Here is a 25,629-nt window from a genome sequence, read left to right on the forward strand (position 1 = left end):
ACGGTGCTACTCAGATGGCCATGAGGCATCGATAGTCGACAGCACCTCTTCAGTTGACTTGCCGTTGACCCAGTCGACCATTCCGGTCCAGAACGATCCAGCACCAACAACACCCGGCATGAGGTCGGATGCATCGAAGCGGAACGTAGTGTCGGGGTCCTGCAGAATCGTGATGGCCTGCTGCAGGATGGGGCTGCTTGCGCTGGCAGGGTCAAGGCCATTGTTAGCGCTAATGACACCACCCAACTTCACTCGAGAGTTAGCCCACTCAGCGCTCGACAGGTATTCCTGCACGGCGATCGTGTCTTCGTCGTTCGAGAAGGCACCCACGATTTCGCCACCACCGGTGACAGCATTGCCGCCGGCTTCAACGGAAGGAGTGACGAAGGCCCAGATGTCAGCATCCGGTCCCACCGAGGCGTTTCCGTTCTTGGGGTCCTGAATGAACCCATCGAAGAAGGATGCCTGGTGGTGGAGTGCACACGTGCCGTCGCCGAGGGCGCGAGCGGGGTCACCAAACGGCGTGGAGTTGATCGACTTCACGTCGCCGAATCCCGCGTTCACGAATTCAGGGTTCAAGAGGATGTCGCCAACGGAGTCGAACGCCGAAACGATCGCAGGATCGCTGAACGGGATCTCGTGAGAAACCCACTTGTCGTAGGTTTCTGGTCCGGCCTCGCGAAGCACGAGGTCTTCTACCCAGTCGGTTCCTGGCCAGCCTGTTGCGGCATCCGAACCGAATCCGGCACACCACGGTGCCGTACCGGTCTTGTCCGCGATGGTCTGGGTGAGCGCGAGAAGTTCATCCCACGTCTCCGGCACTTCTACGCCCCAGTCTGTGAAGTCTGACGGCGAATACCAGACGAAGCCCTTGACGCTGGCCATGAGGGGCGCACCGTAGAGGGTGTCGCCTGTGGTGGCATACGCGGCCCAGTCTGCTGACCAGAATTCGTCGACATTGGCCTGGACGCCTTCAGGTGCCGGTTGGATGTAGTCGCGTGATGCGAGGTCAGCGAGAAGACCTGGCTGCGGGAAGATCGCTAGGTCGGGTGCGTTGCCACCCTGAGCACGGATGCTGATCTGAGCTTCAAACTCTTTGCTCGATTCGTACTGAATGTCGATGTCATTCGCTTCTTCCCAGTCAGCCCAGGATTCTTCGAGAAGTTCAGCTTCGGTGTCTGCGATCGTGCCGTAGATGGTAACGACGCCATCCGCATCACCCGAGTCGCCAGGGCCACCTGTGCCACCAGATCCTGATGCGCAACCGGTGAGAACCATACCTGCGATGCCGAGAGTGGCAATCGGAAGTAGGGCTCGTCGATAGTGGTGGGAAATCATACAAATCCTCCTCGTCGAGGTTTTGCCCGCAAGCCGAGCAGCATGCGGGGGAACAACTGCAGCTCTGAACCTGCCCCATCAGAGTGACAAAACCTCCAGAGAGCGTGTTCATTTATCACGCTAGGCCACCCCGAGAGGGTTCTGCAAGCGCTTACGGTTCAGATTCATCGACCGAAACCGGAATGAGACATTAGGCGATGCGGACTCGGCAATTGGGGCCCTCTTCTAGGCAAAGTTGAGTATTCACGAGTGCGGGTGTTCACTGGATTCATGGAACAAGGACTAGTAATTGACTGGACTCAGATGCCGACCTACAACACCATCATGGCGGTGGCTGCCGGAGCGGGCCTGATCAGCCTTGTCTTGTTCGCGCGAAGGCTCATGGCGGGGACCGAGGTTGAGTTCCGCGGCTACGCTGTCAATTTTGGGGTGCTTGGTCTGATCCTGACGATCACCGGCGCCCATATGACGCTCACGTGGCCGTTCGCCGCGTATTTCCCGTTCGACAACATCATCTTCGGGGAGCCAAGCCTCGCGTTTGGAGTTCTCCTGCTGGCCGCCAGCTTCGTGCTCTGGCGTCGCGCCGACGCATTTGAAGAATCAGCGGATGCCGCACGCTCCGTTGCCAAAACCGCGCAACCGCTCGGCGTGCTCATCTTCGGTCTCGGACTTTCGCTTATCGCAATTGCCTTCGCGGGAATCATCTTCCAGCTCTTCGCTGCTCCGCCGGAGGAACCCATCTCTGGCGCTTTCGCCGAATGGCCGTGGGTTGAGGCAATTTTCATGTCAGGGCTCTTTGGCCTCGTCGGTGTCGGAGCGCTGCTCTTCCCCTTCGCCACCCGCGTTTTTGCTGTGCGCAGTACGCCCACCAAGGTGCAGTGGGTCGCAGGAGTTGCACTAGCCCTCGGCGGCGTCGCATTCCTGCTCTTCGGCGCTCTCAACTTCTTTACCCACATCGGTCTTATCGTCAACACGATGGGCTAACACGAAAGTCGCCGCTTTAGGCGATGCGACTGCCGCGGCTCAACTTGGCTGCTGGAGTTCGCGTTCGCGCCAACGCTCCCGCGAGCAGTGCACTGGCAAGCACTAGGTGAGTCGCGAGCCCCACTGCCCAACCGGGAGTCGTGGACTCGATAACGGTCCGCGGGTTTGAGTACGGCGATGACTGATCAACCTGCCCTACGACGCACTCGGACCCCCCGTAACCGTCAGCCTGAGACAGCTGCGCCAGTCGAACCGAGAACTTGAAGTAGCCGAAGAGATCCGTCGGTTGATCGTCCGAGTCATACGTTGTTGGCACGGCATCCGCCAAGATCACATAGGGGTTGGCGGCGAGTGCTCCCCAGAAGAGATCAAATCGGGGCGTTTGGTATTCGTACTCTTCTGGCGTCGAACACGATGTCGGAACGCCCTTGGAGTCGTATTCGAGGGCGTAGCTCGACACCGTAGTGACGGTGGTTTGTAGTGCGAGACCGCCAAGCGTAAAGGCAATAAGCGTGCCGACGCTGAGGGCGGCAACGACAAGGTAGGTCACGACGATCGAAAACAGTGGTCGATTCATGAGTCCGGAAAGACCAACACCAACTGCAGCGACGACGCCGAGCTCAATCGCCAAAACAATGATCGAGACCAGAATTGTATTTGCGGAGAGCTGCCCGACAATCGCGGCGTAGATCAGAAACGGCACCGCGGCGACCAAGAAGGCGAGCGCGGTAATCCACGCGGAGAGAAATTTGCCCATGATCAGTTGACCGGTCGTGATGAGCGTCACTTGAGTGGTGGCAAGAGTTCCGGCATCCCGGTCGCCATTGATGGCATTGCCGCTGAGAGCTGGGGCCACGAGCGTGCCGAGCAGCAGCACAAAGTAGATGATCGTGGAGTACACGCCACCGCCACCGCCGCTCGTGCTCCCGAACCCGTTGAGGGCGAAGGAGAGCAACACGGTGACGACAAGAATCAGTGCGACAAATACCGCGAGCAGGATGTACCAGCTCACGGTGCGCACCCGCTGGCGCAGTTCTAGCGAAAGAATTACCCCGACTCCGGAGAAGAATGCGCTCATGTGGTTTCTCCCGAGCTCAGGTCGATAAAGGCATGTTCGAGGTCACCAACGGCGGGAGCGAAGGTACTGATCTCAACACCGGCGCCGACCAAGCGTGCTAGCAGAGCGGATGCCTCGGCTTCCCCCTCAAGGGCAACGATGAGTTCCGTGCGATCGGTCGCAATCGCGGCGTCATCGATGCCGTCGGCGATGAGCGCCGCACGCAGGGCCACGACGTCGCTCGAGCGGATACGCCACGGCCGAGCACTGGCGCGACTGCGCGCAAGCGCCTCGGCTGATGCCGTCACCCCTTGGGAGATATAGACGGCGCCATCAGCCATCTCGTCGAGTTCGGAGAGCACGTGGCTGGAGACTAGGAGCGTCTTGCCTTCAGAAGCGAGGCGCCTCACGAGGGTTCGTAGGCTGGCGCGCGCTACCGGGTCGAGTCCCGATGCTGGTTCATCAAGCAACAACACATCGGGTTCGTGCACAAGAGCGCGAGCCAAACTGAGTCGCTGCTTTTGCCCGCGCGAAAGCACCCGGGTGGGGCTATCTGCGAGCTCGGGAAGGTCAACCAGAGTGATCAGCTCTGCCGCACGCGTTGCAGCGGCAGGTTTATCCATCGCGTACATGCGTGCCGTGTAGATGAGGGTGTCGCGAACGCTGAGGCTAGGCCACGAGCCGAGCACGTCGGGCATCCATCCCAGTCGCGCGCGTACCGCTGCCGTCTCGGTCACAGGATCATGACCAGAGATGCGAATGCTGCCGGCATCCGGTTGCAAGAGCGACGCCAACATGAGCATGAGCGTTGTCTTGCCCGAACCGTTGGGGCCGATCAGCCCCGTTACGGTACCCGGCTTGGCAATGAAGCTGGCGTCACGCACGGCATGAACCGTGCCGAATGAGCGACCAACGCCTTCGACAACGATGCCGGTCGGCGCTGACTCTGTGAGCGCAGGATCGCGAGGGCCTGGCGGGATAGGTGATGCCTCAACTGACGTCATGCAACTGAGCATAACTTACAGAAAGGCACCCCGCTCGACCCCCAAGGGGGAGCGGCAGGCTAGATATAGATCGCGGGATCGGTGTAGTTGAAGTTGTCTTTTGAGACCTTCGTGCCGCGCTTGGGGCGCGCTACCGCAGGAGCACCGACGAGCAGGGAGTCGGCGGGTGCGCTCGAGACTACGACTGCTCCAGCCCCCACTACTGAGCCTGAGCCGACAGTAATGTCGCCGAGAACTGCGGCACCAGCCCCAACAACGATGTCGTTGCCCAGAGTTGGATGCCGTTTGCCTCCGTGGGAGCTTGTGCCGCCAAGAGTGACACCGTGATAAATCAAAACGTCATCGCCAACGATCGCGGTCTCTCCTATAACAACACCGGAACCGTGGTCAATGATTACCCGGCGACCGATTTGGGCCGCAGGGTGAATTTCCACACCGGTCAAGAAGCGAACGAACTGAGAAACCACGCGGGCAAGGAAAAAAGCCCGCGCGGTCCACAACCAGTGCGTGAAGCGGTAACCCCAGATCGCATGCATCCCTGAGTAGGTTAGCCAAATCTCGAAAGAGCCCCGAGCTGCAGGGTCGCGCTGGCGCACAGCAGCAATATCTTCACGGGTTCGAGGAAACAATAGGGCTATCCGTCTGTTGGGATGGTCGGTGATTGAGCTAGCGAGACGCTCTATTAGTCGACGAGGTCTTCGTACAGCAGAGTCGAGAGGTAGCGCTCACCAAAGCTCGCGATGATCACGACAATCGTCTTTCCCGCGTTCTCGGGGCGCTTAGCCAATTCGAGGGCCGCGTGAACGGTCGCTCCGGAGGAGATTCCAGCGAGGATACCCTCTTCTGCGGCAAGGCGACGAGCCATCGTCACTGACTGGGTGATGTTGACGTCAAGAACCTCGTCGTACACATCGCGGTCGAGAATCTCGGGCACAAAGTTGGCGCCGATTCCCTGAATTTTGTGGGGGCCAGGTGCTCCGCCGTTGAGGATGGCAGATTCTTCAGGCTCAACAGCAACAACCTTGATTTCGGGGTTCTGCTCCTTGAGGTAGCCACCAGCACCAGTGATTGTTCCACCGGTTCCGATGCCAGCGACGAAGATGTCGACTGCACCATCGGTGTCAGCCCAAATCTCGGGGCCAGTGGTCGCGCGGTGAATGGCGGGGTTCGCCGCGTTCGCGAACTGCTGGGCCGCAACGGCACCCTCAGTGTTCGCCACAATCTCGGCTGCCTTCTCTACAGCGCCACGCATGCCCTCCCCTGCTGGAGTCAAGACGAGTTCTGCACCGAACGCGCGAAGCAGCATCCGGCGCTCCTTGCTCATGCTCTCTGGCATGGTGAGCACAACGCGGTAACCGCGAGCCGCTCCAACCATTGCCAAAGCAATTCCGGTGTTTCCGCTTGTGCCCTCAACGATAGTTCCGCCTGGCTTCAGTGCGCCGGCTTTCTCGGCAGCGTCAATGATGGCAACGCCGATACGGTCCTTCACACTGGCGGAAGGGTTCTGGAACTCGAGCTTGGCCAACACCGTTGCGCCAGCTCCCTCTGTTACAGCGTTGAGTTGAACCAGAGGGGTGTTCCCGACGAGTTCGGTGACGTTTTTGTAGATACGACTTGCCATGATTCAGGGGTTCCTTCGCAGGTAGGAGATCGATGGGAGCTTGCTCACCATAGTTACTAGCACTCAGCAGGCCAAATTTATTTCATCAAACTGAGTAACCAACGAAAAGAGGGCCCCGCAGTGCGGGGCCCTCTTCGCGTTATTCGCTTAGTTGCGAGGTGCTCTCTAGAAGACGAGCACCAGTCGCGGCCAGCTTGAACTGGACTCCACAGTGTCGTTACCGGAGTATTCGACCCAGATGAAGTGAACACCACGGCTCAACTTCGGCAGCTTCACCGAGTTCTTGCCCTTGTTGCCGACCTCGGTTGTCGCCACAGCGGTGCGACCGTCATACACAGTCACGTCGCCCGCCGTAGTGCCATCCTTGCCGACCGTCACTTTCGTGTCGACCGTGATCGAACGGTTGCCCCACACCAACCAGCTTGACGGACTCGCGCTGACTTTCGACGAGATCTTCTCTACTGATTGTGAGGCGGAGACAGCCACACCATCCGAGTAACCGTCTTTGCTGGCCGTGACTTGCACGCTCAGTTCGGTGCCGATGTCCTCAGTGGTGATGCGGTAGCGGCTGTCTGTTGCACCAGCGATTGGTGCACCATCTCGCAGCCACTGGTAGCTGTAGTCAACAGACCGCACGCTCCAGTTACCGTGAACAGCCTTGACTGTCTTACCAACTTCGACCTTTCCACGGATGCTCGGAGCCTTCGTGTTCTCGATGGCCTCGGCAGTCGTGGTGACCTCGATCGGCACCGCAATTGCGGTTTCCGTTCCGGGGATCATCACGGTGAGCGCGAGCGCGCCTGCTGGTGTGCCGGCCGGAATCGTGACAGTCACGCTGGCGCGACCCTGCTCATCCGTGGTGTCGACGATGGTGCGGTCGATCGTTGCCGAACCGAGCACAGTGCCGTCAACCGAAACCTCGACCGTGGTGGCGCCTGAGCCGCCGCGGCTGAAGGTGAGCGACGACAGATCGAGCGTGACGGCATCACCGGGGTTGTAGCCGTCAGCATCCGGAGCCGATACAACAACACCAATGGCACGCTGTTCGAGCGGAGGCGAAGCCACCGTGTTCTCTTCGAAGTAGTCGACCATGGCCTGCAGGTCGACGCGTCCACTGTCGGCACGGTTCGTTCCCGCTGCGAGAGTGGCGAAGTTGTCGCCGCCCGCTGCGAGGAAGGAGTTAGCAACAATCTTGTAGCTTGCTGCGGCATCCACTGCGACACCGTTGAGGTACATCGCCGTTATCCGCTCACCCTGCGCTGCGGTGGGGTCGTACGCGTAGGTCAACCCTTCCGAAACTCCAAGCTTGAGGAACGGGCGCTGGGCACCGGCCGGCTGCCACTGCTCTTCAAGAACCATTTTGATCTGGGCTCCTGTCAGCGACATGGTCGTGAGCGTGTTGGCGAAAGGCTGCACGTTCGCGGCCTCACGGTACGTCACGTTTCCGTCCGGATCGCCAGCGCCTGAGGACTCGTAGACGAGGTCAGTACGCAAACCACCCGGGTTCATGAACGCAACCTCTGCGCCCAACTCGGATGCTGCCCAGAGCTGAACATCAGCAACAAAGTTGCCAAGTGTTGACTCTCCACCGCGGTTCTCCGGGAACGTTGTTGTGCCTGCAGGGTTCTGCACCGCACGGAACATGCTGTCGGAGATTTCACCAACCTTGACCGAGCCAAGAACGTTGGCGAGCGCAGCGGCCTCATCAACGATCGCCTGCACGGCTGTGTCTGGCTCGAAGCCCGCGATCGGAAGCACCTCGGCGCTGAAGGAGATGATCTCCTGCGTTGCCGGATCAACCGTCAGGTCGAAGTGACCGTAATTGGCACCGTACTGTCCAGCCGAAACGACCAAACGTGGGCGGTCCATGCCTGCCACTGCAACCTCGTGATCGTACGCGAGGTGAGTGTGACCGGAAACGATCGCGTCAACCTTCGGGCTCAGGTCCGTGACGATCTGACCAAAGGCCGAGTCGTCGGTCGAGGACGAGATATCCGTGGTGGCGGCACCCTCGTGCACAAGCAGAACGAGAACATCGGCTTCACCATTGGCGTCGTTACCGTCGGTGAGGTAGTCGGCTACCCGATCCACCTCGCTGACGATTCCGCGAACCTCAAGCGAAGCGATGCCAGCGGGGCTGACCAACTCGTTGAGGTCTTCGGTAACGGCACCGATGAATCCAACGGTCACTCCATCGAACTCCTGCAGGAAGAACTCGTCATAGGCCGGAGCATTTGTTGCCCGGTCGTAGAGGTTCGCTGCAAGGTAGGGCCAGTCGGCGGCATCCAAGATGCGGTCGTCAACATCTGCGCGACCCTGATCGAATTCGTGGTTACCGAAGGAGCTCGTGTCGAGTCCGATTTCGTTGAGCACGTCAATCGTGGGCTGGTCGTTCTGAATGAACGACGTGAACGTGGATGCACCAATGAAGTCACCAGCACCGACAAACGTAGTGTTGGGGTTCAGAGCTTCCCAGTAGTTCACCATTCCACCGAGCTGAGCTGCGCCAGGGATGCCGCGATCAGCTTCAATGCGGCCGTGGAAGTCGTTCGTCGTGAGGATCTCGATCTCGACCGGTGCAGCCTCGGTACTGAGACCAATGCTGATCGGGTCGTGGTCACTGGAACGGAACACGGTGCCCGCTTCGGTAGCCGCATAGGCGTAACCGCGGTCAGACCATTCAGGCGAGTTGATGTTCCAGACAGCAGCATCCGTCACGTGGTCGGCGAGCGACGGCGAGACGATGATATGGTCAAGCGATCCCAGTTCACCGTCGAACGTGTAGGTGTACTGGTCATCGGTCATGGCCGCGAGAGTGTCAACATAACCCGCCGAAGTGAAGACCTGAATGGGGTCTTCTTCGGAGTAGGCGTTGAAGTCGCCAACGAGCACTACCTGGTCGCTCTTGGCTGGGTCAGCGGAGATCGAGTCAACGAGGTCCTTGACGGCGTTAGCCTGCTCAACACGCTCAATGTTGAAGAATCCCTGACCATCGCTTGGCTCGGTTCCCGAACCACCCTTCGACTTGAAGTGGTTAGCGATCACCGTGACGAGTTCGCCGTTCGACTCAAAGGTTTGAGCGATCGGCTCACGCGCGATGTCCCACACCGTCTCATCAACGGCAGTGAAGCTTTCGCCAACGGGAGTGGCTGCTGCTGGCTTGAAGATGATCGCGTTCGTGATGAAGTCAGTGATCGCTGCATCGTTGAGCGCTGCTGGCGTACGAACGTAATCCCAGGTTCCCTCACCGGCGGCCGCATTGAGCGCACCGACGAGATCCATGAGCGCTTCGTCGAGGTCTCCACCGAGCTTGACCGAGTTCTCGATCTCCATGAGACCAACAACATCAGCATCGAGCGAGTTGATGGCGGCAACAATCTTCGACTGCTGGATAGCGAACTCTTCAGCGGTGTCTGCGCCACGAGCATCCGAGTCTTCACTCGTCAGCGTCGTGAAGTAGTTGTAGACGTTGAAGGCCGAAACCTTGAAGTCTCCGCCAACTACGGGAGCCGACGCTTCGCGGGGGTTCGTCGACGTGAACGTTGGACGGTATTCCGCCGGGCTCGCTTCGTTGATCGCGATAGTCGGCTGCAAACGCCAGTCGTCGAAGCCATAGCTCAGAATGTAAGGGTTTGCCGGGAACTCAACGGTGTCACCGTTGCGTACAACAGTGTCAGCCGAGAAGTAGGGCTGCTCACCGGGGTGCGACCCGTTCGAGATTTGGATGCTGTAGCCGTCATCGAGGAAGATTCGGCTGGCACGGTTTGCTGCAGCGATCGCGGTGGCGGCAGCTCCGGCATCCGTGGTTTCGGTGCTCTTGACGGCAAGCTCTTCTGGGCTGAGCCAGAGGGTACCGAAGTTGTAGAGCTGGTGGCTCGAGCTGACGAGGTAGTCACCGGTAGGGGCGACGAGCATCGACTCAAGAGGTTCACGGTTGTCTCCGACAACACTGGAGTCAAGCGCCGTTGCTTGAATCAGGTCAGCGGGGTCGAGGTCAGCTGCTGCGGTCACCAATTCGACGGTTGCTGGCGTTGAGCCGGCACCGATCTGGGTTTGACCGAAACGTTCGTCAACGGGGCCGGTTGCTGTGACCTTGTCACCAATAGCGACTGCCGGGTTGAGGTTATTGAGGTAGAGGAAGATTCCGTCTGACGCGCCGGGAGTGGCGTCGCTAGCCCCACCCGATCCTGGAGTCTGGATGACAATTCCGCGGTAGCCGGAAGCTCCGCGATAGTCGGCTGTGACAACACCCTCAACGGTGACGGAAACGCCGACCATTGTGCTAGATGCTGAAGTGCCTTGGACATCGGCAATCGTCGCCGTTGCATCGGCTGCGAATGCGGCCGGAGCGGTAAGCGTGGCCAGAGCGATAGCGCAGGAGGTGGCAATTGCCCCTACCGAGAATCGCGTTGACCTGCTGCGTTGATAGTGCATAACGGGCAGTCCCCTCGAGAATTGTGAAATCTGCGGTCTACCCCCTTAACAGGGGTACCTGAGACCATAGCCCTGCTCACAGCCCATTCCAAGGGTTTAAATCAAATGCTCATGTGCGCGTAACCCGTTGTTCTTGTGCACTTTTAGACACCGTCCTGCTGAACTTCAGATCAGTCTCTTGCCGCTCAGCCGAGCCCGACTGGGGGTCGCCAAGTGCAACCGGCAGGTCAGCAGCCTCAGTGCGCAGTCGACCGAGCGAACGCATGAGCGCGCGCTGCCAGCGAACGGGAGATGCGACCAAAGAGGTCAAGGCTCGCCTGTCCCGGCCAGTTTTCTGGCAACGCCGAGTCCGGCAATCCCGGATCCAAATAGGGGACGACTCGCCACTGGTCGAGCGCCTGAATGTAGCGAGCGAAAGCCTCAGCATCACTCGCGGCCGGACCTACCTGCGCCGAGTGTTGAGCAAGGAAACGTTCATGGAGCTCACGCAAACGATCCAAGTCCCACCACTGAGCCGCGGCATCCGCCAATGAGCGCTCAGCTTCAGGAGCCCCCGCAATGAACAGCGTTGCGCACTCGCTCAGTTCAAGATCGTTAAGGATCTCCGACACCTCATCCTTGAGGTGGGAAGGGCAAATCCAGAGACCGGTAGCAACCGTTCCGCATCCAATCCAACCGAGACGACGCCGCAGCTGGTGGCGGGCATCTCGGCGCGACTCAGGGATGGAAAACGAGATCAGGCACCACGGGTCGTTCTCGCGTTGCTGGCGGAAATTGAAGATGCGACGGTCGCCGCTTTCCAACATGGGGACGGCATCCGCATTGACTCGATAACCCTGTTGGCCGTTGACCATTTCGGGCACAAGAAGGCCCTTTGATTTCACTCGTGCGATGGCACTGCGAGCGCCATTCGCAGGCACTCCCAACGCCTCGAGGACGTGCACGAGTTGCGCCGACGAGATCCAGCCACCGAGCTGACGCAGCTGCGAGCCAACAAAGGTGCGCAGCAGTGAGGTGGCGCTTCCGGGGCGGGAGTCGAAGTCATCCAGAATCATGGGCGGCTACTTGGTGAGCTGTGCGTGAATGGCGTCGATGCCCAGCTGCACTTCGGCGAAAGTCGTAGTGAGCGGCGACAACCCTAGACGAATGCCGCTTGGTCGCCGGAAGTCAGGAATGATCCCCTGCTTCCACAGTTCGGCATTTACGGTCGCGAAGCTCTCGTGGTCAATTGTGACGTGGCTGCCCCGTTCGGCGGCGTCGCGCGGGGAGCTCACTGTGACGCCGAGGGGCACGAGTAGCTCGTCGACAAGTGCGAGGGCGTACTCAGTGAGAGCGATCGACTTGGCACGGATCGCCGGAATGCCCGCTTCTTCGATGAGCCCGAGCATGTCTTGCATCGCGAGCGAACCGACGACCGATGGCGTGCCGCTGATGAAGCGACGGATGCCCTGATGCGGCGCATAGCCCGGCCCCATTTCGAAGGGGTTGTTGCTGCCCATCCAGCCCTGGATCGGTTGCGTCATCGCCTCGATGTGCTCGGCGCGCACGTAGCCGAAAGCTGGTGAACCCGGGCCTCCGTTGAGGTATTTGTAGGTGCATCCGGCGGCAAGATCGACGCCCCACTTGTCCAGTTCGGTTTCGACGACGCCGGCGGAGTGGCAGAGGTCCCAGAGCACAAGTGCTCCCGCCTCGTGGGCGAGGGCGGTGATGCCGGGCATATCGGCGAGGTAGCCGGAGCGGTAGGCGACGTGACTGATGACGACGAGGGCCGTGTTCTCGTTGAGAGCGGCCTTCACTTCGTCGGCGGTGACTCCCCCGTCACTCGCAGGGTCGATCCAGCGCAGCGTCTTGCCGAGTTCGGCGGCGATGCCTTCGACCAGGTAGCGGTCGGTCGGGAAGTTGCCGGTGTCGATCACGATCTCGTTGCGCTCGGGGCGCGCCGTGAGGCCAGCGCGGATCAGTTTGTAGAGCACGACTGTCGTTGAGTCGCCGATGAAGGTTTGGCCTGGCGCAGCACCGAGAGTGGCAGCGCCGAGGCGGTCACCGAGCGTTAGGGGCAGGTTGTACCACGACTCATCCCAGCCGCGGATGAGGCGTCCGCCCCACTGCTCGTCGACGAATTCGGCGAGACGGGCCGCACTCGCCGTTGTCGGTCGTCCAAGCGAGTTGCCGTCGAGGTACGCGCGCACCTCAGCCGACCGCACAAACTTCGCAGGGTACTCCTTCAGCGGGTCAGCGGCATCGAGTACTTCGGCAGCCTGAATGCTGGTGTCGGTCATAGGTCGTTCCTCCACGTGATCGGGATGGGGGTCGTTGCGGTGGGGACGGCATCGTCGACATCGCGAGCGGAGCGCGCGCGGGTCGCACTCTCCGCAAAGCTGGGGTGGAGCAGTTCGTGAGCGCTGACGACGGTGGCTGTCATCAACCACGACGCCAAATCAGTGTTGGCCAGAGGAACCGTCGGCAAGTAACTAACGGTGCTGCCGAAACTGGGGAGACACAGTGAACGCAACAGGGCGTCGTAGCGCACCCCGGCATCCTGCAGTGCTGTCAATTCACGCTGGTTGAGACCGGGTGGCAAGTCGCCATTGCCCAGGTCTGTTCCATAGCGCACGGTGCCGCCAGCGATGTGGAAGCGGTGCAGATTGTCGCTCGCACGCTCGAAGTCTGGGCCGCGCTGACCATAGCCGTGGATGTCGAGGGTGCTGATCCACGAGTGGCGCCCGGCCAAAAACCGGGAGTTTGGTTGCGCCATCTCGTCGATGAGGGCGTCACTGAGTTTCTCTGTCCACGGCGTGTGCGCCAGCCGGTCAACACCGGCAGCAAAAGCTCGCTGTGCTTGGCCAGCTCCCTGCACATGGGCGACAACTTCTGCCGCCCGACTGTGAGCGTATTCGACCATGGCATGCAGAGTGTCATCGTCAATGACGGCGCCGTCTTCCGCATTCAACGCAACCTTCACGAGGGTTGCCCCCGCCGCCAACTGTTGCGCGACGGCGAGCATTGCTTCCTCGCCCGTTGAGACTTCAGCGACAGCGAGTGTCGCAGCCCACGCCCGGTTCGCCGGGTAAGCGTGAGGCGCCGCAATGAACGCCCCCGCATAGTTGAGGGCAGGAACCGCATCATCAGAGGACCACTCGTGAAGCCGATCAGGGTGCCCGCCCAAGTCGTCAACAGCAGCGAGACCGCCGGCGATGAGAGCGCGCGGCTCCGTCAATCCGAGGTGCACGTGCGAGTCGCGAAAGCCCGGAAGCAGCACTCCCGGAAGACGGACTGCGGTGGGAATCGGGGCATCCGCTATTGCTCGGATGCCGTGGGAGCTGACACGAACTGTTGCGGGACCGTGCCATTCACGCAGCCAGTAGCCATCGACGGCGTAATCGACGGTGAGGGCGGAGTCGGGCGCTGATTCCGGTCCCGCATCTGAGGTTGGAGCTGGGTTCGGTTGTTCGGTCACGAGCGGCCGATCTCGGTGCGCACGGCGAAGAGTTCGGGAAAGAAGGTGAGGTCGAGGGCCTTCTGAAGAAAGCCGACGCCGCTCGATCCGCCCGTACCGCGCTTCATGCCGATAATGCGCATGACGGTTTTCATGTGACGGAAGCGCCAGAGTTGGAAGTTGTCTTCGAGGTCGACGAACTCTTCGCACGCTTCGTAGGCGAGCCAGTGTTCGCTCTCGTTGTCGTAGATGTGGCGGAAGGTATCGATCAGTTCATCGTTTTGCTCGTAGCCACGAGTGACGTCGCGATTGAGTACCGCGTCGGGAATGTCATAGCCGTGGCGACTGAGGTAGCGCAAGAACTCGTCGTAAACGCTCGGCTCCGCGAGTAGCTTGCTCAGCAAAGCGTGGGCTTCGGGATGCGCTTCGAAGACTTTCAGCATTCCCGCGTTTTTGTTGCCAAGCAGAAATTCCACCGCGCGGTACTGATATGACTGGAATCCGGAGGAGCTACCAAGGTAGTCACGGAACTGCGAATACTCACTCGGAGTCAGAGTCGCGAGCACCGACCACTGCTCGGTGAGGGTGCGTTGGATGTGCTTGACGCGGGCAATGCGCTTGAGCGCAATAGAGAGGTTGTCGTTCGCGATCAGATCGCGGGCAGAAGTGAGTTCGTGGATCACGAGCTTGAGCCATAGCTCAGTGGTCTGATGCTGGATGATGAACAACATCTCGTCGTGGTGCTCGGGGGTGCTCTGCGGAGTCTGCGCACTCAGCAACGTATCGAGCTCTAGGTATGAGCCGTACGACATCCGCTCGCTAAAGTCGGTAACTATCTCGTCTTCAAGGGCGCGTTCGTTGTGAGTATCCGACATGACGACACCTTATTGCACTTTTGCGACGGCCGCCACACTTCTGTTCGCGTGTTTCTGCGCAACTACTCTGCACTAGTGCATATGAAGTCTCCCGCAGTTGCCGCTCCGACGCCGAGATCTTCGTATCGGATAATGGCCAAGTGATCATCGACGACTTCCTGACCAGCCTTGCCGCACTCCCGGCTTCACCCGTCCGCGAGTCCTATCTCTCCTTTGTTACGGCGGGCGGGTCGGATGTGCTCAAGCGCGATGGTGGGCCCGAGCATGTGACGGCATCCTGTTTCGTCTTCTCGCCTGACTTCGAGCGCGTGCTGTTGTGCTTTCACCGCAAAGGACAGTTTTGGGTGCAGTTCGGTGGCCACATTGAGCCGCAGGATGCGTCCGTCGCGGATGCCGCACTACGCGAAGCTCGTGAGGAGTCGGGCATCACTGACCTCACCCTCCGCTCTGACGTGATTGCCGATCTCGACCGCCACGAGTTGCACGGCGGCTTCGCGTGCGCCGCTCATTGGGATGTGGGCTTCGTTGCCGTCGCCGCGCCAGATGTAGATTTCGCGGCCAGTGAAGAAAGCGAAGACGTGCGCTGGTTCCCCACCAACGCGCTGCCCGCCGCAGTGCCCGACAACTTTCCGGCGCGCCTGGCCGCAGTGACGACATTGCGAGCCACACGACAGGCTGATCCGACAACAGCTGTGGCCGCGGTGACTGAAAGCGACATCAAGTGATGACTGACAACCGGGCAATGTAGTCGATCGCACGAGAGACGATGGATGTCGCGCGCCAGAATATCCGCGCCAGCCAAACCCTCGTGTTGTGCGGCGAAGACACCTTCAGCTCGGTATCCGGGCGCGAATACACCACAGCCGACGGCATCATCCGAGCCGAAGAGATCATCACGATTGACCTGAGCTCCGAGCGGGACGGCTTCAGGGGTGACTTTGCACGCACGATCATCGTCGAGAACAGTTCGGCCATCGAGGATGCGCGGCTTGCTGCGCGCGACGATTGGAGGGCTGGTGTGCTCGCCGAAGCACAGCTGCATAGCGACTTGATCGAACAGCGGAGCACAGATCGCATTTACCTAGAGAAGGGAAACGCTGCACGGATCGGCGACACTGCTCTCTTTACGTTCGCGCCTCACATCCGTCGCCCCGGACGTGCTGATGGCTTCAAGCACGAGAACAGTTACTACTTCACGAACGACCGGCTCGTGGAGCTATAGCGTCGCTGTCGGTTTCGGCTTCGGCTTCGGCTTCGGCTTCGGCTTCGGCTTCGGCACGTTGAGCCGCACGTCGCTTGCGCTTCTCGTTCGCTGCCGAGAGAGCTTTGCGGGCGAGAGCATTTGCTTTGGCGCTAGCCTTCTTCGCAGGCTCAAACTCGGTGCCGAGTAACGCAAGCCCTCCGATAGCAACCAGAGAACCGGGGCCCGGCAGTGGGATGAGCACCACACCGAGCGCGACGGTTGTTCCGCCCACGACGCCAACGGTGGTGCGATAAACGCGGTTCACCGTGGGGTTCTTGCGGATCGCTTCGCGCGTTCCATGCGCAGCCGAACTGGCTGCATGCCCCAGCACTGAACCCGCTCGTGCAGCAGGCGATGGCTTCTCGTTCATGATGCGATTCTACGAGAGTGCCGTAGCTCAAGAAACGAGACGGCTCGCAGCGAGCCGATTGAGCGAAACGTTCTGCTCAGCGGCCTCGATCACTAACTGTCGGTGGGACTCAGGGGTGACACGCACCATAAATTTGCCTGAGTACGTGCGGTCTGCAATCGCGGGGGGTGGAATCTCACCGGTTTCGAGCATGTCGTCAATCACGCTTTGGGCCAAGTCTCTAATGCCTGCAAAGGCGCCCTCCGAGAGGTCGTCGACCCAGGACAGAGATGGCATTTCTGCCACTGTTCCTACGAATGCTTCATCTTCTGGAGACCATCGCACGCGGTAGGTGTAGTGCTCCGCACGTGAAATGTTCACAGCTTTTCTCCCTCCAATTTCGCAATCGCGGCTAGGACTTGCTTCACCTGATATGGCTTTGCTTTGCCATGGTCGTTCTGAATATTGACGCGCGGATCACCGTGCCACAGCATCCGATACACGCGGTGCGATGTGCCGACCTGCCGTGCCTCGCCGAAGTACTGATCGCAGACTTTTGCAAGATCTGCGAACCGCACCCCTTTCGGAGAGCGCCTCATTTGAGCTAACAACTTCTCTGTACTCGTCACAGCACTTGATATCACTATTGATACTACAGACTACGGAACTTTTCCACACCCCACGAATGCAGAAAACCCCGGCTGCCGACCACATGAGTGGGGCATCCGGGGCTTTCGTGTGCTCGAGTGAGCGGTCTGCTTGTTAGAGCGCAGCCAGCTTGTCGACGAACGAATCACCAGGCGCTACGTCGACCGACTCTGCATCGATCTCGGCGCGGCCGAGGAGTTCGTCCATCTTGCGACGACGGTTGCGGGGGATGAGCGTGACAACGGTTCCGGCCTTGCCTGCGCGACCGGTACGGCCAGCGCGGTGCAGGTACGTCTTGTACTCCTCAGGAGCATCGGCCTGAATAACGAGGCTGATGTCATCCACGTGGATGCCGCGGGCTGCAACGTCTGTCGCGACGAGCACGTTGACCTTGCCACTCGTAAGCATCTGCAGGTTGCGGGTACGACGCGACTGGTTGAGGTCACCGTGAAGGCTCGTCGCCGGGGTTCCCCCCATGCTCAAGAATTCGGCCATCTCTTCAGCAAACGCACGCGTGCGGGTGAACACGAGAGTCTTGCCCGTACCAGCGGAAAGCTGCTTGATGATCGCACGCTTGTCGCGCTGTTCGATGAGCAGAACCTTGTGGTCGATCGTGGAAGAAGCCTGGTCTTCGCCAGCAACCTCGTGCACGGCCGGGTCAACAAGGAATTCCTTGACGAGAGTGGCAACACCCTTGTCGAGGGTTGCCGAGAACAGCAGCTTCTGGCCGCCCTCGCTGGTTTCACGCAGGATGCGCTGAACGGGCTCGAGGAACCCGAGGTCGCACATGTGGTCTGCTTCGTCGAGAACAGTGACCTTCACCTGGCTGAGGTCGAGACGACCCTGCTCGATGAGGTCTTCAACACGGCCGGGGGTCGCGATGATGACATCGACGCCACGGGTGAGGGCTGCAACCTGCTTGTACTGGGGAACGCCACCCACGATGGTCGTGGTGAACAGGCCAACGCTGCGAGCGATGGGCTGAATGGTGCGGTCGATCTGCTGAGCAAGCTCGCGGGTCGGAGCCAGGATGAGGGCGCGCGGCTTGCGACCCATCTGACGGTCCTTGCCACCATTGTTCTCCATAAGGCGCTCTACGAGGGGCGCACCGAAAGCGATGGTTTTGCCCGATCCGGTCTTTCCGCGGCCAAGAACATCTTTGCCGGCGAGAACGTCTGGAATGGTTGCTGCCTGAATGGGGAACGGCGACTCTGCACCCATGGATGCGAGCTGACGCGAAATGTTCGAGCCGATACCCAAGTCGATGAAGGACTTGCCTTCAACATCGCTGGCGGTAACGGTCTTGGCTACGAGACGCTCAAGAACAACATCTTCTTGCTGCGAGTGGGACGACTTGCCATCGCGGGCCGGGTAGTACGAGCTTTCGCGCGGCTCGGAACGCTGCGGGCGGTCGTTGCGGTCGTTGTACGACGGACGCGAGCCACGGTCAGGACGGTCACTGTAGGAGGGACGCTCTGAACGCTGGGGGCGCTCGTTGTAGGCGGGGCGCTCAGTGCGCTGGGCACGATCGTTGTACGACGGACGTTCGCTGCGACCAGCAGAGGCGCCACGGTCGGGACGGTTACCGTAAGACGGGCGCTCGCTGCGCTGGGGACGCTCAGTGCGGTCGTTGCGGTCGCTGTACGACGGACGCTCAGTGCGGCCAGAGTTGTTGCGATCGTTGTAGGAGGGACGCGAGCCGCGGTCGGGACGGTCACCGTAAGACGGGCGCTCTGAACGACCAGCGGATGCACCGCGGTCGGGGCGGTCGCCGTACGGGGGACGCTCGCTGCGGCCGCCGGCATTGCGGTCGTTGTAAGACGGACGCTCGCTGCGGCCAGAGCTGTTGCGATCGTTGTAGGACGGACGCGCGCTGCGACCAGCAGATGCACCGCGGTCGGGACGGTCACCGTACGGGGGACGCTCTGAACGACCGGCGTAGCCGCCACGCTCGGGGCGCTCGTTGCGGTCGCCGTGGGACGGGCGGCCTCCACGCTCGGGACGGTCACCGTAGGAAGGACGATCGCTGCTGCGCTGTGGGCGGTCGCCATATGCTCCGCGTTCGTTGCGCTGCGGGCGGTCACCGTAGGAGGGACGATCGTTGCGGTCGCCGTTTTCGGGGCGTCCACCACGGGCAGGCTTTTCGCGGGGAGTCCAGTCGGGGCGACGTTCGTCGCGGCCGCCACGGGCTCCACCCGTGTTGCGGTCCCCGGTACGTGCAGCGCGGTCGTCGGCACTCCAGCGACGCTTGGGCGCTTCGCCCTGGTCTGGGCGGAATCCGCGGTGGCCTTCGCTGCGTGCTCCGCCGCCGCCCTTAGGGGCAGACTTGAAGTTTTTTCCGCCACGGCCGGTGGCAGGTTTATTGAAATTAGGCATAGTTCTTTCCGGGTTATTCGTAGATGGAACACATCTAGTGCGTGGAGTACGCGCGCACGCTAACGCTCACCAATTTAATTAGGTAGACGCTGATTAGGCATCTTCCAACTAGCTTGAGCATTCGTGCACTGCACTTCTGAACCCGGGCAGTCTTTGACCGAGGCCGTCACATACATTCGTGTGATTGTCATCAGCTGGATTGGCTGACAAACCGGCCCGCAAGACTTACAAACCCATACGCGAGATTTCGCGCTGTCTTGAGCCGACTTATCCACATTACTTCATTGCGCTCTCGATAGCGAGGATCGATTGGAGGCTCCGCGCTATTTGAGGCGCGAGTTCACCGCGAATTGCAACGCGAAGGTGTCGATCTGCTCTCCGACCGGGGCAAGCCAGTCGCCAACTTCGCGGAGCAGCTCTTCTGGGGTCACTAACCGCACGGCATTCTGGGGTTCGGTGGCGATCGTGAGCGGAGCATCCGCAAGTCGGTGAACAACAGCCCACGAACGGATGGTGAGCTGGGGTCGATCGGCGGCATGACGCTCGGCTGCAATCGCGGTGGTGACGTTGATGTGTTCGTCGATCTTGCCGTCGCGCACAACGCGACCCCACACATCCAAAACATACTGACCCGGCGCCCACAGTAGGGAGTCAATGAAGGCGACATGATTGCCGGCGACAACCGCATGCCCGACGTGCGCGGTGCGCGACCCAGGAATTGAAATGCCCTGAACAATAGTGACGCCGGGCATCCGCAGAAGCTGTTCGAGTAGCGGTGCGCTGAGGCTTTCGGCAACGGCGAGGCGACGTTCCAGTTCGCCCGAGTTCTCATCGATCATTACGGGCTCACCAGCGAACGTACGTTCACGCTGGCCCTGAGGAAACACTGTCTTACTGGCCGCGACCACGTTGCCGCGCCAGTGCGCAAAACTACTGACTTGCGTATTCAGTTTCATCCACACGACAATCGCAAGTCCGACAAAGACCGCTCCAGTGATCAGCAGCGGCAGAGTGGCCAGCTGCGGGATAGTCATAAATTCGGATGCCAAATCCGAATCCAGAACGACAGCCAGTCCGGCAGACACCAGACCAAGAATCGCCGTCACTGCGAAGAATAAGAAGATGAATCGGGCTACACCCACCGCGAGATTGAGTCGGGCGAGGGTGATGGCAATAAGAACGATAACGAGGTCGGCCACAATCGTCCCAAGCACAAGCTGACGATTTGCATCAGCGGCTGGAGCACCAAGGTACTCGACGAGGAAAATGGCGACGCTGCCAACAGCAACAACGAGGAACAGTGCAAACAACACGTGAGTGATCACCGTGAGAGGCGCAAAGGTGGGTGGCGATTTCGGCCAGACCGTCGCCTGATCAGGCCATCGTTTCTGAGCCCAATCGAACTGTTCGGCACGCACATTCGGCACCGGAATCGAGCGCCCGATTGTGCTATTTCCCCCAATAAAATTCATGACAGAATCTCCATTTCCCCCAGATCAGCCTAGGCCATCTGAGGAAAATGGATTAGCTAGAAACCTTAGCCGGTGACACCCACTGCGCTAGTTTCGCGACCAGCCTTTTTGGCGGCGCGACGACTCTTGCGATCCGTACCAGCGGCCTTGCGATCTTCGCGACGTTCCTTGGCACCCTCAACGAGGTAGTAGAGAACCGGAAGCACGACCAACGTGAGGAGTGTCGACGAGACCAGGCCACCGATCACGATGATCGCGAGCGGCTGCGAAATGAATCCGCCTTCACCCGTGAGGCCAATGCCGAGAGGTAGCAGAGCGAAAATTGTCGCCGCGGCCGTCATCAGGATCGGGCGAAGTCGACGAGACGAGCCCTCAATGATGGCTTCGCGAGCGCGCATACCCTTCACTCGGTACTGGTTGATGAGGTCGACAAGCACGATCGCGTTCGTCACGACAATACCGATCAGCATGAGCACACCAATCAACGATGCAACACCGAGAGGGATGCCAGAGATGACCTGGAGCGCAATCGCACCGGTCGCCGCGAAGGGCACCGAGACGAGCAAGAGCAGTGGTTGACGCAAGCTCTTGAAGGTCGCAACCATCACAACGTAGACGATCAGAATCGCGATCAGTAGGGCAAGTCCGAGTTGCTGGAACGCATCCGACTGCTCTGTTGCCACACCACCCAGTGATGCCGAAGCACCAGCAGGCAGGTCAGCCTCATCAACAGCTGCGGCAACCAGAGCGGATGCCGTACCCACGTCGTCGCTGCCCGGTGTCACGCTGAGAGTCGCACTGCGCACTCCCTTCACCGAGGTGATGCTCGCTGGTCCGTCTTCGACGTCGACGGTGGCAACGTCGGTGAGCGGAACAAGACCGGCGGCACTCGGAATCTGGAAGTCGCGCAACTCTTGAATCGTGACGGGCGCGATCTCGTTCAGGATGTAGATCGACAGAGTCGATTCGTCGATGACGGCGCTGCCGACAGCGCTGGGGTTCATCGCACCGGCAACAATTCCGCCGACAGCAATTTCACTAAGTCCCAGGGCTGCAGCCTTGTCACGATCTACCGTGATCGAGATGAAGGGCTGCTGTTCCGAGAGGTTGCTTGTTGCTTCGGCAACGACATCGAGGTCGCGCACCTGCTCGAGCAGGGCATCCGATGCTTCACGCAGTTCGGCATCGCTCGTTGCGGTGATGTTGATCTCGATGTCACTCGAGGCGAATCCGCTGGATGCCGAAGCAAGGGTTACTTCGCCGGCGTCGTCGATTTTGGCGACAGCATCACGCACAGCTGCTTGAAGCTCGACCTGGTCGACTTCAGGGTCTGTGGTGAGTGAGAAGGTGCTCGCACCGCCGCTCGAGAATGCTGCCCGCAACGATCCGCCACTTGAACCGATGGATAGTTGCACGGTCTCGACACCGTCGAGGTCGATGAGCACCTCTTCGACCTTCTTCGCTGCTTCGTCGCGCGCTTCAAGGCTTGCACCGAGCGGCAACGTCTGGCTGACGGTGAGAGTGTTTTGGCCGCTGTCACCGATGAAGTTGGTCTTCATGAAAGGGATGAGGGCAACGGTTCCGCCCAGCAGGAGAACGGCAACAAGAAGAGTCGCAACGGGGCGCTTGAGCGTCCAATTGATTACGGGGAGGTACCCGCGCTGCAACGCGGTTATCTTCTCCGCCTGAGGCATGCTGACGGCATGAGCGTGCTCGACGGCTTCCTCGGTGTGACGCGGTGCCACCTTGTTTCCGAGGAACCAGTAGGCGAGCACCGGAACGATCGTGAGTGAAACGAAGAGTGATGCCGCGAGAGCAATTGCCGTCGTCAGAGCGAACGGGCGGAACAGTTCGCCCGTGATGTCTCCGACGAGCGCGAGCGGCAAGAACACAGCGATTGTGGTCACGGTGGATGCCGTGATGGCTCCCGCAACTTCCTTGACGGCAGTCTGGATGGCTTGCAGTTTTGGCTCGCCCATCGACACGTGGCGCTTGATGTTCTCAATGACCACAATCGAGTCATCCACCACACGACCAATGGAGATGGTGAGCGCACCGAGTGTGATGATGTTGAGCGTGTAGCCCGAGACCTGCATTCCAATGAAGGTGATGAGCACGGATGCCGGGATCGAGATTGCGGTAACTAGTGTCGAGCGGATCGACAGCAGGAACACCAAAATGATGATCACGGCGAAGACGAGCCCGAGGAGGCCTTCGGTCGTGAGGCTGTTGATTGATTCCTGAATAAAGGGAGCCTGGTCAAAGACCACCGTGAACGTGGTGTTGCTCCCGAGAGCACTTTCGAGTTCGGGGATGAGGTCGTTTACGGCTTGCGATACCGCAACCGTGTTGCCTGCCGGGCTCTTGGTGATGGCGATCGTGAGCGCATCTTGACCATCGACTCGCGAGATTCCAGTCTGGGGATCATCGATCACCTCGACCGTAGAAACATCTGCGAGAGTCACGACTTCGGTGTTCGTACCGCCGAGCAGCGGAAGAGCAGCGATCGCATCGGTTGAAGTGATGCGGTTTCCGGCCTGAACGGTGAGGGTCTGGCCGTCTTCGGTAATCTCACCGGCCGGCAAGAGAACACCGTTGTCGTCGAGGGCCGAGCGAATGTCTGCGTTGGTTAGGCCATTCGCAAACAGCTTCTCGGCATCGGGAGTGATGACCACACGTTGCGTCGACGTGCCAAGCAGGCTGGCATCACTGACGCCATCCAGCTTGTTGAGTTCAACGAGCGTTGATGCTTCGAGCTTGCGAGAAAGTTCTTTGGCATCGAGGTCGCTCGAGACAGCAATCTGAACGACGGGCAGGTCGGTGAAGTTGAACGTGAAGACCTGAGTGGTGGCAGAGTCAGGTAACTGGCCTGAGATGCGGTTGATTGCGAGCTGGATTTTCTGCTCGGCGGTGGCGATGTTGGTGCCGTAGTCGAACGACGCGGAGATGTTCGAGAAGTTGGAGTTCGATGTTGCCGTGGTTGATTCGAGACCGGGCACTCCCTGAATCGCGGCCTCGATGGGCGCGGAGACATCCTTATCAACGACGGCGGGTGAAGCACCCGGGTAGGTCGAGATGATGAAGATCTGCGGCAGCGAGAGCGATGGGATGAGTTCTTGCTTGAGCGACGTCAGCGCCACCCCACCGAAAATTCCGATGACGATGGTGACGAGCGCAATGAGGGCTCGGTTGCGCAAAGAGAATACGGAGAGCAGATGCACGAGGAGACTTTCGTTGCTGTGGGTCGCGGACGCGTCGGTTCACACACGGCCGACCATTTTCACGGGCAACCACATGCTGGTTCAGTCAATTCTCTCAGCACGTTTGGTATTCCGCGTACTCTCGCGAGATTACTTGTGAACTAAACGACGTTGGCGAGTTCGCTACTTGCCGGTGAGAACGGATGCCGCATCACTGTCGACCAGGCGGCGGCCAGTGCCGAGACACCCTGTTCCAGTTCTGCAGAGTTTCCGCTGAAAGGAATGCGCAGGAATCTCTCAAAGGCCCCGTCCATGCCGAAGCGCGGTCCGGCAGCAATCACGAGCCCTTCGTTGCGGGCCGCCAAAACGAGTTGAGAGCTCACGGGTTGGCCGAGCCCAACCCAGGCGGTCATTCCACCCGGGGTGTGGGGCACTTGCCAGGACGGCAGTTGCTCGGCGAGGAGGGAGGAGAGGTGCTCGCGACCGGCGCGCAGTGATGTGCGTCGGGCATCCAGAATTGACGGGAAATCTTTGAGAACGTTGGTGACGACAAGTTGCTCAAGCAGTGGGGTTCCGAGGTCACCAGCAGAGCGGGCGCGAACGAGTTGGCGAATGGTGGCGTGGTCGGCGCGGATCCAGCCGGTGCGCAAACCACCCCACACCGTCTTGCCGACCGACCCCACCGAGATCGCATTGCCATGAGCAGCGAATGGCAGTCGGTTGCCGGTGCCATCGAGGTTGAGCTCAGCCATCGTCTCGTCAGCAATCACGGCAGTGCCGTGGCGTGCGGCAAGCGAGAGCAGCTTTCCGCGAAGTTCATCGGGCATCGATTGCCCGGTGGGGTTGTGAAAGTCGGGCATCAAGTAGGCCAGCGACGGACTGGTGCGCTGGATGGCCTGCTCGACGGCGAGCGCATCCCACCCCGTCTCGGTCGAGACACCAACGGGAACCAGACGAGCACCGGCAGCACGGAGCGCATCGAGGGCGTGCGGGTAGCTCGGATTCTCCATGAGCGCGCGGTCACCGCGAGACATGAGGGTGCGGGAGATGAGTGCGATCGCGTGCTGGGCGCCAAGGGTAACCATGATCTGGTCGGGACTCGTTGGCAGACCGCGGTCGGCATAGCGCTGCGCGATGGCCTCCCGCAACACCGGGATTCCCACCGGATCGAAACCCGACTCGCCCAGATAGGCGGGAAGCTGTTCGGCTGCGAGGCGAGACGCGGCAATCACTTCGGGCGCCGCCGACATAGTGGATTTGCTGAAATCGAGCATCTGCGGGGCTGCAGCATCGGGGATCAGCGACGATCGGTGCGGTAGCTGCGCAACACTTCCTGAACCACGCGTGCTCTCGACGTAACCGCCCTCGCGCAGCGACGAGTACGCCGCCGTCACCGTGGTGCGGCTCACCCCGAGAGCGAGAGCCAACTCCCGCTCAGCAGGAAGTCGCGTTGAGGTCAGGATGCGGCCATCCATGACAAGGAGACGGATGCGGTCGGCAACAGCCACATAAGCCGAAGTGGATGCTGCGGACCTCCATTCGCCCATCATCACAACCAATGCACGCGCAGAAAGGCTATTCATGAGGCCAGA

19 protein-coding genes are annotated in these 25,629 nt (G+C 60.2%); 3 read left to right on the plus strand and 16 right to left on the minus strand.

Annotation, left to right across the window (positions count from 1 at the left end):
• Positions 1-6: 6 nt before the first annotated feature.
• Positions 7-1,338: an ABC transporter substrate-binding protein gene (locus ACOH1Z_RS06290; RefSeq protein ID WP_449647586.1), complete on the minus strand. Its 1,332-nt coding sequence runs from the start codon at positions 1,336-1,338 to the stop codon at positions 7-9.
• Between the two features lie 270 nt (positions 1,339-1,608).
• Between ACOH1Z_RS06290 and ACOH1Z_RS06295 the strand changes: the two genes are divergently transcribed.
• On the plus strand, positions 1,609-2,322 hold the full coding sequence (locus tag ACOH1Z_RS06295) for a DUF981 domain-containing protein (RefSeq protein WP_449647587.1): 714 nt from the start codon (positions 1,609-1,611) through the stop codon (positions 2,320-2,322).
• A gap of 16 nt (positions 2,323-2,338) precedes the next feature.
• Here ACOH1Z_RS06295 and ACOH1Z_RS06300 read toward each other — a convergent pair whose 3' ends face one another.
• From ACOH1Z_RS06300 to kynA, 9 genes are all read right to left on the minus strand, one after another.
• Positions 2,339-3,400: an ABC transporter permease gene (locus ACOH1Z_RS06300; RefSeq protein WP_449647588.1), complete on the minus strand. Its 1,062-nt coding sequence runs from the start codon at positions 3,398-3,400 to the stop codon at positions 2,339-2,341.
• On the minus strand, positions 3,397-4,383 hold the full coding sequence (locus tag ACOH1Z_RS06305) for an ABC transporter ATP-binding protein (RefSeq protein ID WP_449647589.1): 987 nt from the start codon (positions 4,381-4,383) through the stop codon (positions 3,397-3,399). The genes ACOH1Z_RS06300 and ACOH1Z_RS06305 overlap by 4 nt, the downstream gene beginning before the upstream one ends.
• Positions 4,384-4,442: 59 nt before the next feature.
• On the minus strand, positions 4,443-5,012 hold the full coding sequence (gene cysE / locus ACOH1Z_RS06310) for a serine O-acetyltransferase (RefSeq protein WP_449647590.1): 570 nt from the start codon (positions 5,010-5,012) through the stop codon (positions 4,443-4,445).
• A gap of 53 nt (positions 5,013-5,065) precedes the next feature.
• Positions 5,066-6,004 carry a cysteine synthase A gene (gene cysK, locus ACOH1Z_RS06315; protein ID WP_449647591.1) on the minus strand — a complete coding sequence of 313 codons (939 nt, stop codon included), beginning with the start codon at positions 6,002-6,004 and terminating at the stop codon, positions 5,066-5,068.
• A 165-nt stretch (positions 6,005-6,169) separates the two neighbouring features.
• The gene (locus tag ACOH1Z_RS06320; RefSeq protein WP_449647592.1) at positions 6,170-10,438 is read right to left on the minus strand and encodes an ExeM/NucH family extracellular endonuclease; all 4,269 of its coding nucleotides are present in this window, start codon (positions 10,436-10,438) and stop codon (positions 6,170-6,172) included.
• 236 nt (positions 10,439-10,674) lie between these two features.
• The gene (locus tag ACOH1Z_RS06325; protein ID WP_449647593.1) at positions 10,675-11,493 is read right to left on the minus strand and encodes a PaaX family transcriptional regulator; all 819 of its coding nucleotides are present in this window, start codon (positions 11,491-11,493) and stop codon (positions 10,675-10,677) included.
• A gap of 6 nt (positions 11,494-11,499) precedes the next feature.
• A complete protein-coding gene (locus ACOH1Z_RS06330) occupies positions 11,500-12,717 on the minus strand; it encodes a kynureninase (protein ID WP_449647594.1) in 1,218 nt (405 codons plus the stop codon).
• Positions 12,714-13,895 carry an amidohydrolase family protein gene (locus tag ACOH1Z_RS06335; RefSeq protein WP_449647595.1) on the minus strand — a complete coding sequence of 394 codons (1,182 nt, stop codon included), beginning with the start codon at positions 13,893-13,895 and terminating at the stop codon, positions 12,714-12,716. The genes ACOH1Z_RS06330 and ACOH1Z_RS06335 overlap by 4 nt, the downstream gene beginning before the upstream one ends.
• On the minus strand, positions 13,892-14,749 hold the full coding sequence (gene kynA, locus ACOH1Z_RS06340; protein ID WP_449647596.1) for a tryptophan 2,3-dioxygenase: 858 nt from the start codon (positions 14,747-14,749) through the stop codon (positions 13,892-13,894). The genes ACOH1Z_RS06335 and kynA overlap by 4 nt, the downstream gene beginning before the upstream one ends.
• A gap of 140 nt (positions 14,750-14,889) precedes the next feature.
• Here kynA and ACOH1Z_RS06345 point away from each other — a divergent pair, with 140 nt between their 5' ends.
• Together ACOH1Z_RS06345 and ACOH1Z_RS06350 are read left to right on the plus strand one after the other, a co-directional pair.
• Entirely contained in the window at positions 14,890-15,474 is a 585-nt protein-coding gene (locus tag ACOH1Z_RS06345) for an NUDIX hydrolase (protein WP_449647597.1), read from the plus strand.
• Positions 15,475-15,515: 41 nt separating this feature from the next.
• Entirely contained in the window at positions 15,516-15,971 is a 456-nt protein-coding gene (locus ACOH1Z_RS06350) for a M24 family metallopeptidase (protein WP_449647598.1), read from the plus strand.
• On the opposite strand, the gene ACOH1Z_RS06355 is transcribed toward ACOH1Z_RS06350, so the two are convergent.
• The 6 genes from ACOH1Z_RS06355 to yczR form a co-directional block, all read right to left on the minus strand.
• Positions 15,943-16,362 carry a PGPGW domain-containing protein gene (locus ACOH1Z_RS06355; protein ID WP_449647599.1) on the minus strand — a complete coding sequence of 140 codons (420 nt, stop codon included), beginning with the start codon at positions 16,360-16,362 and terminating at the stop codon, positions 15,943-15,945. The two genes, ACOH1Z_RS06350 and ACOH1Z_RS06355, sit on opposite strands and share 29 nt — an antisense overlap.
• Before the next feature lie 27 nt (positions 16,363-16,389).
• Complete coding sequence (locus tag ACOH1Z_RS06360) at positions 16,390-16,722, minus strand: type II toxin-antitoxin system HicB family antitoxin (protein WP_449647600.1); 333 nt, start codon at positions 16,720-16,722, stop codon at positions 16,390-16,392.
• 381 nt (positions 16,723-17,103) lie between these two features.
• Positions 17,104-19,365 carry a DEAD/DEAH box helicase gene (locus tag ACOH1Z_RS06365; protein ID WP_449647601.1) on the minus strand — a complete coding sequence of 754 codons (2,262 nt, stop codon included), beginning with the start codon at positions 19,363-19,365 and terminating at the stop codon, positions 17,104-17,106.
• Positions 19,366-19,688: 323 nt separating this feature from the next.
• On the minus strand, positions 19,689-20,837 hold the full coding sequence (locus ACOH1Z_RS06370; RefSeq protein ID WP_449647602.1) for a baseplate J/gp47 family protein: 1,149 nt from the start codon (positions 20,835-20,837) through the stop codon (positions 19,689-19,691).
• Positions 20,838-20,902: 65 nt separating this feature from the next.
• Positions 20,903-24,058, minus strand: coding sequence for an efflux RND transporter permease subunit (locus ACOH1Z_RS06375; RefSeq protein WP_449647603.1), 3,156 nt, complete (start codon positions 24,056-24,058; stop codon positions 20,903-20,905).
• A gap of 140 nt (positions 24,059-24,198) precedes the next feature.
• Complete coding sequence (gene yczR, locus ACOH1Z_RS06380; protein WP_449647604.1) at positions 24,199-25,620, minus strand: MocR-like transcription factor YczR; 1,422 nt, start codon at positions 25,618-25,620, stop codon at positions 24,199-24,201.
• Between the last annotated feature and the right edge of the window lie 9 nt (positions 25,621-25,629).

This window comes from Rhodoglobus sp., assembly GCF_053580035.1.